The sequence below is a fragment of the Sphingobacterium sp. IITKGP-BTPF85 genome (assembly GCF_001006065.1).
Classification (GTDB): Bacteria; Bacteroidota; Bacteroidia; order Sphingobacteriales; family Sphingobacteriaceae; genus Sphingobacterium; species Sphingobacterium anhuiense.
Genome location: NZ_ASZT02000002.1, coordinates 1 through 13990 on the forward strand (window position 1 = coordinate 1; position 13990 = coordinate 13990).

The following is a 13990-nucleotide window of genomic DNA, read 5'->3' on the forward strand; positions in this document are numbered from 1 at the left end:
AAGTTCTGCAAGTTGTGCAAATTGTGTTTTCTGAACTTCTGTTAAGTTTGGAAAATACTGATATATGATGTCTACTGTAGGATTCAAAGTGAAAGTTTTAAAATATGAATATTATTTCCAGCTAAGTGATTTCTTTTTACGGTTGAATAGTCCGTTGATGCAAATATAGAAATAGTAGATGATGTCTAATAATGGTAACCACCAAATGAGGTCAGAAACTGCTAATTTCTTATATATTGCCCTAAAAACAATGAGCTGTGCAAGTAGGCGAATTAGATATGCAGCTACAGGTACGTACCAGTAATTAGGGAAAATAATCGCAGTCAGGATAATCGTAAAATAGAATAAAAATGAAGTGATCAATTGCAGACCCAACATACGCTGATGTCTTTTTTTGTAGATAACCGAAGCGCCCGAATGCCGTGCTTTTTGTTTGTAATAGCTTTTCCAGGTTGTTTTAGGTTCTGAGTAAACGATAGCATCCTCATGAATGGATATGGCTACATTTTTCTTCGTAGCGTTTCATTTACAAAAAGATCGTCATCACCAGATTTAATGTGCATGTGTGATGCAAATCCCTTTTTACTGAAAAATAACGTTTTTGTGTAGGCCATGTTTCTGCCTACAGCCATGTAAGCATCTTTTTTATCGCATACGATAAATAACTCATTGCTGTATGCGTTGTCTCGAACCGGATAAGTTTATTGAGAAAACCTTTATATTTAAAATAAGGGGAGTACCCGATGACAATCTCTGTATCCGGTTGGTTAAGTGCTCCAGCTATTTCTTTTAACCAATTGCTTGAATTTGGATTGCAATCAGCATCTGTGAAAACCAGTTTTTCGTAAATAGCAGATTTAATTCCTAGGGTAACGGCGAATTTTTTTCCATGCTTAAGCCGTATATGTTCCTTAATATCGACAATTCTTAAGTTATCATATTGAGATTGATATTCTTTTAAAATCCATTTTGTCTCGTCAGTAGAGTAATCATTAACAACAATCACTTCAAATTGGGGATAATCCTGCTCTAAAATTGATGCTAAAAACTGCTTTAGATTTTTTTGTTCGTTATGTGCACAGATGATGACAGAAATAGGATCAAATTGATCTTGTTCCTGATAAGAATGCACTTTATGACGACTCAGTTTTCCGTATACAATTATAATATAGTACAACTGGATGAGCAGTAATAAACCGATGATGCCAAAGGCGATATAAGGGTAATAGAAGGCGTATTGCTGTACGATGTTCATAGGTTGCAAAGATAGTATGTTCCAAGGATATTTGCTTTAATAATGTTTTTTGTGCTGTAAATGTTAAAATCTTGTAAAAGGTCAATCTTTGCATTGCTTTTTATAGTATTTTTGCAAAGATTTTAAAAAAAGCATGTTGGGGAATTTGCTTCTGAAACAGTAAAAATCATCAAATTAGAATCCCCAAAAAATAAAAGATTAATGAAATTCACTCTTCAAGTACAAGATAAATTTTCTAAAGCGCGTGCAGGTGTTGTTGAGACAGCTCACGGAAAAATTCAAACTCCTATTTTTATGCCGGTTGGAACAGCTGGTACGGTCAAAGGTGTGCATCAGCACGAATTGAGAAATGATATCAAAGCTCAAATTATTTTGGGAAATACTTATCATTTATATCTAAGACCGGGACTGGATGTTTTGAATAAGGCAGGTGGTCTTCACAAATTTAACGGTTGGGACCGTCCAATTTTAACAGATTCTGGAGGTTACCAAGTTTATTCATTGTCAGACAATCGTAAGATACGAGAAGAAGGTGTGACGTTCCGGTCACATATTGATGGTTCAAAGCATCTATTTACTCCTGAAAATGTGATGGATACACAACGAGTAATCGGTGCGGATATTATCATGGCTTTTGATGAGTGTACTCCTTATCCATGTGACTATGGGTATGCCCGTCGTTCGATTGAAATGACTCACCGTTGGCTGAAAAGATGTTGTGATCGTTTTGACAGTACAGAACCATTATATGGATATGACCAGACATTGTTCCCCATTGTTCAAGGATCAGTATATAAAGACTTACGTGAAAGATCTGCTGAGAAAATTGCGTCTTTCAATCGTGAAGGAAATGCAATCGGTGGTTTATCCGTAGGAGAGCCTGCTGAGGAAATGTATGCGATGACGGAAGTTGTCTGTAATATTCTTCCAGAAGATAAACCACGTTACCTAATGGGGGTAGGTACACCAATCAATCTACTTGAAAACATCGCTTTGGGTATAGATATGTTTGATTGTGTAATGCCAACGCGTAATGCACGTAACGGTATGATTTTTACACGTCACGGAACGATCAATATCAAGAATGAAAAATGGAAAGACGATTTTTCTCCAATTGATCCAGATAGTGATCTTTACTCAGATCAAGTATATACAAAAGCATATTTACGCCATTTAATCCGTTCGCAAGACTTTTAGGTGCACAGATTGCTTCTTTACATAACTTACACTTCTATTTATGGCTGGTAAATGAGGCACGTGAGAAAATTGTAGATGGTACATTCTACGATTGGAAAAATAAAATGGTCAAAGTATTAGGTCAACGTTTGTAATTTTTTTGCATCTTAGTAGTATTATGTTTTCTATTATCGATCGTTACATTATTAAAAAGTACTTGAGCACATTTGTGTTCACGATGGCTATTTTTACAGTCGTCATGGTCATTTTTGATATTTCTGAGCGATTGGATGATTTCTTGAAATATAATGCTCCTATGGACAAAATTATATTTGAATATTACGCAGGATTTATCCCGTTTTATTTAAATTTCCTTTGTCCTCTGATCAATTTTATCGCTGTTATCTTCTTTACTTCGAAGATGGCCGATCAAACGGAGATCGTACCCATATTAAGTGCCGGCTATAGTTTTAACCGGCTTTTAAGACCCTATATTTTTTCTGCAACGCTTATATTTGCAGTTTCTTTTGTCTTTAACCTTTATATTATTCCGAAAACGAATAAAATGAAGATCGGTTTTGAAAATGTGTATGTAAAACCTTTGAAAGATAATACGAAAGTGTCCACGCATATGCAGATTGATAAAAACAGTTATGTATACATAGACAACTTTGATAACAACTCCAAGATTGGATATAAGTTTGTACTGGAAAAATTTAAGGGTGATACCTTATTGGAAAAAATGATCGCTGAGCGTATCACATGGGATTCTGTAACGACTAAGTGGAAAATACATGATTATACAAACCGGATTATTAATGGTCTTCATGAACGAATGGACAAGGGTACCGTAAAAGATACCACTTTGGATATGAAGCCGAGTGATTTTGAACTGTATGATAATATTTTTACAGCCATGGATACGAAAGAGCTGGATGAGCGTATTCATAAAGAGGAAATTAGGGGTACAGGGATGATGACAGATCTTAAATTGGAGAAATATAAACGTTATGTCTATCCTTTTTCGGCATTTGTGCTTACTTTGATGGGCGTTGCCTTATCCTCTAAGAAGGTCAGAGGAGGTATTGGTCTTAGTTTGGGTATAGGAATTGGGTTGAGTTTTACCTATATCGTATTCATTCAATTTGCCACCATGTTCTCATTAAAAGGAGGGCTTCCTCCTTTGGTTGCAGTGTTAATTCCCAATATTACATTTTTAATTATTGCAATCTATTTGGCTATTAAAGCGCCAAAATAAACAAGTCGACAATGTCAAAAATTAAAATTAATCAGAATGTCCTAATTCTGCATTTAACAATCCTGATATGGGGTTTTACCGGAATTTTAGGTAATCTGATTTCGATATCTGCCATTCATCTTGTTTGGTACAGGGTTATAATTGCGGCAATTTCTCTCTGGATTTATCTTGTCGTTAGCAAACAGCAGATTCTGGTAACAAGAAAGAATTTCATTTCTTTCATAATGGTCGGAGGGGTCGTAGGGCTTCACTGGGTACTCTTTTTTTATGCAATTAAGGTATCTACAGTATCAGTAGCTTTGGTAACATTATCTTCTTTGACATTGTATACTTCTATTTTGGAACCCCTGATCAATAAGAAAAAGATCGCTCTAATGGATATGTTAGTTGGTGTAGTGATAATAATGGGTATCTATATGATATTTCAATTCGAATCCAATTATATCGAAGGTATTCTTGCGGGATTAGCCTGTGCATTCTGTGCAAGTATTTTCTCTATTGCAAATGCCAGAATGGTTAAAAAATCGAGTGCTACCTTGATCACATTTTATGAAATGCTGGGCGCTTTTTTCTGGGTGTCAGTTTTTATGTTATTCAGTGGAGATTTCAATGAAAAATGGCTCTGAATCAATCGGATTTAATCTATTTATTGATTTTAGGTGTACTGTGTACTGCCGTTGCATATGTGTTGGGTGTTGCTGTGATGAAAGAATTGAGTGCTTTTACAGTTGCTTTGACTACGAATCTGGAACCTGTTTATGGCATTTTATTGGCCATGCTAATCTTCGGTCAAAAAGAGACGATGAGTTTAGGTTTTTATGGTGGTGCTGCCATTGTTTTAGGTGCAGTCTTCTTTTATCCTTACTTAAAAACAAAAATCGAGAAACGGAAACAGGACTTGGTTATTAGAAAAATCTATTAATTATCTATTTTAGCTTTATATGATAAAAAAGCGTGCTTAAATCTGATTTTTAAGCACGCTTTTTTTTTAGACCTTAGCTCGTGCTAGAAATCAAATGTTCCGATGGTCACATTTTGCTCTTTAGGTTTATCTAAGTATAACGTGATGATCTTGCGTTCCTGCTTTCCTGAGCTATAGTAGGTAAAGATTTCTGCCATAACCGCTGTTGGGCCTGCTAAGGTTAAGGAGTTATCATTATAAAAATCTACTTCGACTTTATATTTTCCTTTGACTGCTCTTTTTAATAGAAATTGTTCAGGGCCATATCCTCCGGTAAAATCATTACTTAAACGTCCTCCCATTGCAGTGCTATTATTGCTGTAAAAGCATTTTTCTCCATGTGGATCTGTGACCCAAAGATCTATATCTGTATTGTTTGAATTCCAATTGATCACCATACGAATATCAACAGGAAGATCTGCAATTAGTTTTTTGCTGATGTTATTGCTATTGACATGAGTCTGGTTTAATTTTAATAAATTATTTAACTCCATCACAATAATTTCTTCTATACCATCGTCGCGATCGGCTGCTTCAGGGGAATAACTTTGCGTTAGGATACTATATAATTGATCAAAAGCTTTTTGATATTGTTTATTATCTAATAATGCTAAAGCATAATCGCGGTGGCTTTGCGGATCCATAGGACGCCAGTCTAAGATTTTCTTATTGATGTAAAGTTCATATTGATATTGTTCCCATTGTTTAAGTGTGTAAGCTATTGTCTTAAATAAATCTGCATTTTCAATTTGAAGATCTGCAAGTGAGCTCAACACTAATAATGCTTTTTCTTTTGTGCCTTTTCGATAGAAAAAATTAGCAACGTCAAAATAGAAGCTCGGAGTACCCAAATATGCTTGGCGAAGTTCGAGATATGTTTGATAGGGATTCGCTGATTCTTCTAAGACCTGCAGATACATATTGTCATTTTTAATGTCAGGAATGGTGATTTTTGCACCAGCAGTTGTTCTGTCACTCACATCAGTGCCGGAATAATGCTGTTGATCAGAAACTGGGTCTTCTAAATCGCTTAATGCTATTTCCTCCAGATTTGAATATTGATCATCTGCTATAAACATCTGTCTGCTTTCTGATGATACCATTTTTGATGTTGCAGCTTGTGCATTATTGATTGGATGAACTTCGGGCTCTACAAATGACTCTTCTACGATCCTGTTAGGCTGTGGATAGGTTTTCTTTGCTTTGAAGTCGGTCTGCCACCATTTTTTTAATTCTTGGACAGCGGTTTCAGCCTGTGCCAATAAATCATGCATACGTTCCTCCCGAAGAACGCTTTGTTCTTTAATCAATTTATGATAAGCTGGAAGCAATTCTGTTGGAGGCAGGATGGCATATCGTACATAATCTTCCACGGTTTCCAATACAATTAAACTTGTGTTACGGGTAACAATACCAAATTGCTTACCAAGTTCTTCAATACGTTCTTTATTTTCCGTGTAATCAACATCTAATGTTGCAATCTTTTTCTGAGCCCAGATTTTATGAATATCCAACTCATTTTCTTGATAATTGATGTCAATTTTGACTTCTTGAGTTGCACGATTCCCGTAGCCAAAGAGTAAGGTAATCTGTTTTAAATCGTTGTTTTTTCCGAGACCTGAAATCGCGATATGATCCTGTACTTCTGTATGGATCGCTGGATATATTTCTGAGAAATCAGCATGTTCTTTGATCCCTAAAAATTTTAAATTTTCTGAACTTAATTTCTTGATACCGTCAATAGGTGATGTGTTCAATAGATTGAGCGTTTTTGCACCAGTTTTTTTGCTAATGGCCTGGAGTGTGCTGTAATCTGCAATAGCAGAAGAAGAGATACAATATGTTGGTTTGTTGATGGTTACTTGATTTGACCCAAATGTGGATAACCCTTCGGTAAAGAAAAGATATTCCTCCGCTTGCAGCACTTGATCATTTAATTTTGAATAGTCTGTTCCGCCATCATAAGTTAAATGCAAGAGATAATTTTTTAGAGCAGTCCAATTTCCCTGTTCTATGTGAAATGTTCCCGCTTTTACATAGCTGATATTCAGTAAGCCCAGTTCTACAGTTAAATTCTTTTTTTGTTGTATGATGAGATCCAGAAGTGCTAATTCTTTTTGAATGTCTTTATCTTTAGCGCTTAAAGAATTGTCCCAAATGATCCCAATTTTGTTAGTCCAGGTTTTTGCTTTGGAAGGAGCATCGATAAATATATTGCTAAGGAAATAGAAAGATTGATCTTGATTAACCTGTGTCAAAATTTTGTTCTCATTTGGTCGCTTAGGTAGTCCAATTACTAATGATTTCTCAGGTATAAAATTGTTTTTAGCTATAGTCGCTTGATAAATGTGATTTTTTTCTGAAAATATGAGTGATCCATCTGGTTTGCTGATCAATGTCGGTACTTGGTCTGTTTGGTAGATATTTATCTGAAGTTTAAACCGCTCGATCGCTTGTTTATAGGCTAAAGGTAAATGGTATTGAAAACCAGTCGAAGCATGGAATTGTAAATTCTCTTCATAAGTTATGCTAATGGTTCGTTGACCTTGTGCAGGTATAGGATATATTCTGGTCTTAAAATTATTGCCTTCTACACGCTCTAATAATCCAGGATCTACACGACGAGATTCAATACTTTCGAAGACTTCAGTCCCTTTGCTCTTATCAACTGCAACAGCTTGACGTAGTTTTCCATTAATATCAAGGGCGTATCCTGTTACCGAAACACCTTCAGGCATGGGGAATGTCAGTATGCCCTCCAAGTCTCTGTTTTCATTATTACGGAAGATCATTGTCATCGTTGTTTTCGCGATGTTACCGAAAATATTAACTTGAATATCGAGCTCCTGTAGATTAACTTTTGCCTGATCTTTTGGATCATTCGATATTTTTAAGCTGGGAATAGGTCTATTTGGATTATTCTGTGATTTAATATTCTCTCCCTGAAGTAGGAGACATAAAATCAATGCTATTATGAGGATCTTATTCATATTTTTTGAATTAGCTTGCTGTGTTCATTTAAGATGATGCATCTTAGTAACGAATTCCATAATTAACCGCAGGATTAAAAAACTTCATGTAGGTTGAAAATCTTAGTCCCGGTTAAAATGAATAAAAGCTTTTTGAGATCAGCGAGGGGCCATATGCTACTCATTTTTGAGATGAAATAACCGGATGAGTCAGTGACAGGAAGTGCTATAAAAGAATAAACCCCGTAAATATATTTACGGGGCTCATTCTTTTCTATTTAGGATTGGTATTAAGCATATTGATGAATAGCTTCTTTGCTTTCAAGCTCCGAATGCCCCATTAGGAATTCGTCTACTTTTCTAGCACACTCACGGCCTTCTGATATCGCCCATACAACTAATGATTGTCCTTTCCTACAATCTCCAGCTGTAAAGATCTTATCTACCGAAGTCTGGTAAGCTTTATCTGTCGCTACTATATTTCCTCGGCTATCGACTTGAACACCCAGTTTTTCTGGCAATTGTTGCTCTGTATGTTGATAACCGACAGCTAAAAGAACAAGATCTGCGGGAATTTCTTTAGGCTCTGATTGACCTAATTTTGTTCTTCTACCGAAATCATCTACTTCGTATTCGACCTCTATGATCTGAACAGCTTTGACATTTCCATGGTCATCACTGATGAAGCTTTTGTTTCGGTCGCCCAAAGTCGGTCACAACCTTCTTCTTGTGATGATGAAGTGTTGAAGGTGATTTTATCTGATGGCCACGGATTATTCTTTAATCGTTCCTTTGCAGGGATTGGTTTACGTGCGATCTGGGTAATGCTCTGTGCCAGTTGTCGATTGGAAGTACCGATACAATCCGATCCAGTATCACCGTCACCGACTACGACTACATGTTTTCCTTGGGCGATGATGTGCTCTTCCGTGTATTCAATACCACTCACTTTTTTATTCTGTTGTTTCAGAAAGTCCATCGCGAAATGAACACCCTTTAATTCTTTTCCAGGAATATCCAAATGCCAAGGAACAGTTGAGCCTGTTGCTAAAATAACAGCATCAAAAGAAAGTAACTCATGGTGGGAGATGTTTTTGCCAACCTCAGCGTTTACGTTAAATTTAATACCTGATTCCTGCATCACCGAAATCCGGCGGTCAATAATTTTCTTGTCTAATTTAAAATCTGGAATACCATAACGGAGTAAGCCTCCCAGTTGATCATCACGTTCAAAAACGACAACGTCATGACCAGCTTTATTTAATTGTGCGGCTGCAGCTAAACCCGCAGGTCCTGATCCAACAATAGCAACTCTTTTATCTGTTTTAATATAGCTTTTGTTAGGTTTTACATAACCTTTATTGAAAGCAATTTCAATAATATGTTTTTCAATTTCTTCAATGGTAATAGGAGAACTGTGTATACCCAATACACAGGCCGATTCACATGGAGCCGGACAAATTCTTCCTGTAAATTCGGGAAAGTTATTTGTTGAGGTCAATATGTTGTATGCATCTTCCCATTTTCCATCGTAAACGGCATCATTAAACTCAGGTATTACATTGCCCAAAGGACATCCTGAGTGACAAAATGGAATACCGCAGTCCATACAACGTGCGGCCTGTGTATTCAGTTGACTATCTGTGTAACCCTTGTTGAATTCCTGAAAATTCTGTATTCTGTAAGCTACCGGTTCTTTTTGCGGAAGCTCACGATCGTATTCTTTAAATCCTGTTATTTTTCCCATGATTTTTCCTCCTGATTATGCTTCAACTAATTTTGTACGTAATACCTGTTTGTATTCTTTTGGAAATACTTTGATAAAGCTGTTTTTCTCAGCAGTCCAGTTTTCGAGGATATGTTGTGCAATTTTGCTGTTTGTGAGTAAAATATGTCTTTTTAGCAATGCAATAATTGCGGTTTCATCTTCTTGTTCCAATGGATCAAGATCAACCATTTCAGTATTACAATTGTCTCTAAATGTTCCTTGCTTATCATAGATCCAGGCGATACCACCGCTCATACCAGCGCCGAAATTTCTTCCAGTAGCTCCTAAGATAAGTGCACGTCCCCCGGTCATGTATTCACAACCATGGTCGCCAAGACCTTCTACTACTGCCGTAGCACCTGAATTACGAACAGCAAATCGTTCGCCGGCTTGTCCATTAATAAAGAGATGTCCCGATGTAGCACCAAATAGAGCAACATTACCGATGATGATATTTTCATGCGGTATCAATTTACTTTCTGCTTTCGGATAGATCGCTAATTGTGCACCAGATAATCCTTTACCAACATAATCATTTGCTTCACCTTCTAATTCAAATGATAGTCCTTTTGTTGAGAATGTACCAAAACTCTGTCCCGCAGAACCTTCAAATTTGTAATTGATGGTATTATCAGGTAAGCCTTCGGATCCGTATAGTTTAGAAATCTCATTCGACAATAGCGTACCGATGGTACGATCCGTATTTTTAACCGTGAAAGTTCCAAAAACTGGAGTTTTGCTTTCTAAGGCATGTTTCGCTTGTTTCAATAATCCCCAGTCTAAGATCATGCCCATGCCGTGATCTTGTTCTTCAGTATTGTAAAGAGACTGATTAGGATCGTTGGGCTCAACATATAATATGCCTGAGAAATCAATTTTGGAAGCTTTCCAATGATCTATGTTCTCACGTTTTTTAAGGAACTGTGCTTTTCCTACCATTTCATTGATGGTACGGAAACCCAATTCTGCCATGGTCTCTCTGATTTCTTCGGCCATGAAGCGGAATAGGTTAACAATGTCCTCAGGTTTACCGGTGAATAATTTTCTTAATTCTGGATCTTGTGTGGCTACACCTACTGGACAAGTATTCAAGTGACACTTACGCATCATGATACAGCCACCAGCAATAAGTGCAGCAGTTGATACGCCCCATTCTTCAGCACCTAATAAGGTTGCTACAACGATGTCCCGTCCAGTTTTTACCTGTCCATCTGCTTGTAGTACGATACGGCTTCTAAGTTTGTTTTTCACCAAAGTTTGGTGTGCTTCTGCTAATCCCAATTCCCAAGGTAAACCTGCGTGCTTTGTCGAACTGATCGGAGAAGCTCCTGTTCCTCCGTCAAATCCTGCTATCAGAATAACGTCGGCATGTGCTTTTGCAACACCCGCCGCAATAGTTCCAACACCCGCTTTTGAAACGAGTTTGACATTGATACGTGCAGCACGGTTTGCATTTTTTAGATCAAAGATCAATTGTGCTAAATCTTCAATCGAATAGATGTCATGATGTGGCGGCGGGGAAATTAACCCTACACCTGGCGTTGAATGTCTTGTTTTAGCAATCCATTCATTAACCTTAGGTCCAGGAAGCTGACCGCCCTCTCCAGGTTTTGCACCTTGTGCCATCTTGATCTGTATTTCGTCTGCCTGTGTCAGATAGTTAGATGTTACACCAAATCGTGCTGATGCCACTTGTTTGATTGCAGAACGCATGGAATCGCCATTCGGTAGGGGCTGATAACGGAGCTCATCTTCACCACCTTCTCCAGTATTTGATTTTGCACCGATGCGGTTCATCGCAATTGCCAGTGTGCTGTGTGCTTCATGTGAAATAGAACCAAATGACATCGCACCTGTGGCAAAGCGTTTTAAAATATCACTAGCTGGTTCTACTTCTTCTAAAGGAATTGCTGTTCTATGTTTAGCAAAATCTAATAAACCACGCAGGGTGAACATCTGTTCTTTTTGGTTGTTTATTTTTTCCGCATATCTTTTATAAGTAGCATAGTCGTCATTGCGACAAGCCTGTTGCAGAAGATGTACAGTATCAGGGTTCCAAAGGTGTCCTTCACCTCTTCGTTTCCATTGGTAGAGACCACCTTCAGGAAGTAACGTCTGTGGAGTACGGCTTTCTTTGAAATTCACCCAATGTTTTGTCAGTACTTCCTGTGCAATATCATCAAGGTTTAAGCCGCCGATACGGGATACAGCACCGCAAAAATATTTGTCTACAACAGTTTTATCTAAACCTAATACTTCAAAGATTTGTGCACCATGATACGACTGCAGGGTCGATATTCCCATTTTTGAAAATATCTTTAATAATCCTGCATTTACTGCCTTTACGTAGTTTTTGGAAAGTTCAGGCCATGTTAATTCGGTTTCGATTTTACTTTGTTCTTTCATCGTACGAATACTCGCAAGCGCCATGTAAGGATTGATTGCGGTGGCTCCGAATGCTAGTAAACATGCAAAATGATGAACTTCCCAAGCATCTCCAGCTTCTACAACAAGACCAACAGCACCGCGGTTTCCTGTTTTAATTAAATGGTGATGTACTGCAGATACAGCTAATATAGATGGAATAGGTGCATGTTGCGAATCTATCGCACGATCTGAAAGTATTAATACTTCGAATCCATCACGTACAGCATCATCTGCATAACGACAAAGACGTTCTAATCCAGCTTCCAGGGAACCATTTTGACCATCTGCTCGGAAGTAAGATTGTAAAGTTTTTGCCTGAAATACACCCGTGTCTATTGACCGTAGCTTTTCTAATTCTTTCGAGGTCAATATCGGATGTTCAAGCGTAACGCAGTGACAGAATTTTTTATCTTCAATGAGTATGTTGCCTGCATTTCCAATGAATGTTGCTAGACTCATAACCAAACGCTCTCTTATTGGATCAATAGGAGGGTTTGTCACTTGAGCAAAAAACTGCTTGAAGTAACTGGATAAGTGTTGCGGTTGATCGGAAAGTATAGCTAATGGTACATCAGATCCCATGGAACCTGTTGGCTCATACCCGGTCAATGCCATTGGTGTTAGAATTGTTTCTAAGTCTTCTCTCGAATATCCGAAAGTCTGCTGATACTTAAATACCGATTCTTTAGACAGGTAGGTATAGGTAACTCGAGGCTCAGCCAATTCTGTTAATTTTATTTTATAACTGTCTAACCAATCGCCATAAGGCTGTTGACGTATTAAGTCACCTTTTACCTCTTCGTCAGATAAAATTTTACCTTGTTCCATATCGACCAAGAAAATTTTACCAGCTTGTTGTCTTCCCTTTTTGATGATTGTTGATTCATCAATTGGAAGTGCTCCTGCCTCTGAAGCAACGATAACACGATGATCTGAAGTGATGGCATAGCGTAACGGACGCAGTCCGTTTCGATCTAAGGTTGCACCAATGGACTTGCCATCAGTAAAACAAAGAGCAGCTGGACCATCCCAAGGCTCCATTAATGTGGCGTGGTATTCGTAAAATGCCCGTTTTAATGGATCCATTTGTGTATTGCCATCCAAGCTTCAGGTACCAGCATCAGCATCACATGGGAAAGACTACGGCCACTGTGTAATAAAAGTTCTGCAACATTGTCTAGACATGCAGAATCAGATTGACCACGGTCTACAACAGGTAGTAAGATCTCCATCTCTTCTTCTGTAAAATAAGGAGACGAAAGCGCACGCATGCCTGCGTAAAACCAGTTCAGATTTCCTGTTAATGTGTTGATCTCACCATTATGCGCTAACATACGGAAAGGCTGTGCTAAAGACCAGGAAGGGAAAGTATTGGTTGAAAAGCGAGAGTGTACTAATCCAAATGCAGAAACAACTCTTGGATCGCGAAGGTCTTTAAAATAAGTGCCAACTTGGTAAGTTGTCAACTGACCTTTATAAATAATTGTTTTGCAAGATAAGGAAGCGAAGTAAAGCGGTAGTGGGTATTCTTGATATTGTTTGATTTTTTGGATAATCAAACGTCTGAGGACAAATAATTTGCGTTCAAATTCTTCAGTGTTATGTACGGTCTCGGGTCTGTCGATAAAGAATTGAACTATTTCGGGTTCAGCGCTTAATGCTGTCGGGCCTATACCTGCTCTACTTACTGGTACATCCCGAAATCCAAGGAATTTCATATCCCTTTCAGTAGCCGCTTCTTGTATAACTGTTCTGCAAATTTTGTTCATTTCAGGTTCTTTGGGTAGGAAAACCATTCCTGCTCCATAATATCCTGGTTCTTTAAGTTGTATACCCAGGTTAATACATTCTTCCCAAAGAAACTCATGTGGTAATTGGATCATAATACCTGCGCCATCTCCACTCTCTGGATCACAGCCACAAGCACCACGATGCTCCATATTTTCTAACATGGTCAAGGCATCTTTTACCTGTGCATGTGATTTTATTCCTTTAATATGCGCTACAAAACCAACCCCACAGGCGTCATGCTCAAAACTCGGGTCGTATAGCCCTTGCTGATTTGTGTTACTTTCAATCATCTTCCTATTCAATTATTACTTTGCTAATATATGAATAAAAACATTAAAATATTATAGATTTTATAAATTATTTTAAATAAGCTTATGTTATTTGT

General features: G+C 37.7%; 8 protein-coding genes and 2 pseudogenes. 4 read left to right on the plus strand and 6 right to left on the minus strand.

Annotation, left to right across the window (positions count from 1 at the left end):
* Positions 1–111 precede the first annotated feature (111 nt).
* Together L950_RS31340 and L950_RS31345 are read right to left on the minus strand one after the other, a co-directional pair.
* Positions 112–378: a hypothetical protein gene (locus L950_RS31340; RefSeq protein ID WP_231576731.1), complete on the minus strand. Its 267-nt coding sequence runs from the start codon at positions 376–378 to the stop codon at positions 112–114.
* A 244-nt stretch (positions 379–622) separates the two neighbouring features.
* Entirely contained in the window at positions 623–1255 is a 633-nt protein-coding gene (locus L950_RS31345; RefSeq protein ID WP_231576732.1) for a glycosyltransferase, read from the minus strand.
* Positions 1256–1456: 201 nt separating this feature from the next.
* Between L950_RS31345 and tgt the strand changes: the two are divergent.
* The 4 genes and pseudogenes from tgt to L950_RS36095 all read left to right on the plus strand — a co-directional run bounded on the left by tgt (position 1457) and on the right by L950_RS36095 (position 4611).
* A pseudogene (gene tgt / locus L950_RS00325) lies at positions 1457–2586 on the plus strand (tRNA guanosine(34) transglycosylase Tgt).
* Between the two features lie 23 nt (positions 2587–2609).
* Complete coding sequence (locus tag L950_RS00330; RefSeq protein WP_021188783.1) at positions 2610–3689, plus strand: LptF/LptG family permease; 1080 nt, start codon at positions 2610–2612, stop codon at positions 3687–3689.
* Between the two features lie 11 nt (positions 3690–3700).
* Entirely contained in the window at positions 3701–4315 is a 615-nt protein-coding gene (locus L950_RS00335) for a DMT family transporter (protein ID WP_316930474.1), read from the plus strand.
* Entirely contained in the window at positions 4306–4611 is a 306-nt protein-coding gene (locus L950_RS36095) for a DMT family transporter (protein WP_316930475.1), read from the plus strand. The genes L950_RS00335 and L950_RS36095 overlap by 10 nt, the downstream gene beginning before the upstream one ends.
* 83 nt (positions 4612–4694) lie before the next feature.
* Here the strand turns inward: L950_RS36095 and L950_RS00340 are convergent, their stop codons facing one another.
* The 4 genes and pseudogenes from L950_RS00340 to gltB all read right to left on the minus strand — a co-directional run bounded on the left by L950_RS00340 (position 4695) and on the right by gltB (position 13895).
* Positions 4695–7640, minus strand: a complete 2946-nt coding sequence (locus L950_RS00340; protein ID WP_021188784.1) for a VIT domain-containing protein — start codon at positions 7638–7640, stop codon at positions 4695–4697.
* A gap of 269 nt (positions 7641–7909) precedes the next feature.
* Positions 7910–8326 carry an FAD-dependent oxidoreductase gene (locus tag L950_RS36100; RefSeq protein ID WP_316930476.1) on the minus strand — a complete coding sequence of 139 codons (417 nt, stop codon included), beginning with the start codon at positions 8324–8326 and terminating at the stop codon, positions 7910–7912.
* Complete coding sequence (locus tag L950_RS00345) at positions 8260–9366, minus strand: glutamate synthase subunit beta (RefSeq protein WP_316930477.1); 1107 nt, start codon at positions 9364–9366, stop codon at positions 8260–8262. Before L950_RS00345 ends, L950_RS36100 begins: the two co-directional genes overlap by 67 nt.
* A 15-nt stretch (positions 9367–9381) precedes the next feature.
* A pseudogene (gene gltB / locus L950_RS00350) lies at positions 9382–13895 on the minus strand (glutamate synthase large subunit).
* Between the last annotated feature and the right edge of the window lie 95 nt (positions 13896–13990).

Excerpts from the sequence above, each read along its gene's own strand:
- L950_RS00335 (WP_316930474.1), top strand. The coding sequence starts at position 3,701 with ATGTCAAAAATTAAAATTAATCAGAATGTCCTAATTCTGCATTTAACA.
- L950_RS36095 (WP_316930475.1), top strand. The coding sequence starts at position 4,306 with ATGGCTCTGAATCAATCGGATTTAATCTATTTATTGATTTTAGGTGTA.
- L950_RS00345 (WP_316930477.1), bottom strand. The coding sequence starts at position 9,366 with ATGGGAAAAATAACAGGATTTAAAGAATACGATCGTGAGCTTCCGCAA.
- L950_RS31340 (WP_231576731.1), bottom strand. The coding sequence starts at position 378 with ATGTTGGGTCTGCAATTGATCACTTCATTTTTATTCTATTTTACGATT.
- L950_RS00340 (WP_021188784.1), bottom strand. The coding sequence starts at position 7,640 with ATGAATAAGATCCTCATAATAGCATTGATTTTATGTCTCCTACTTCAG.
- L950_RS31345 (WP_231576732.1), bottom strand. The coding sequence starts at position 1,255 with ATGAACATCGTACAGCAATACGCCTTCTATTACCCTTATATCGCCTTT.
- L950_RS00330 (WP_021188783.1), top strand. The coding sequence starts at position 2,610 with ATGTTTTCTATTATCGATCGTTACATTATTAAAAAGTACTTGAGCACA.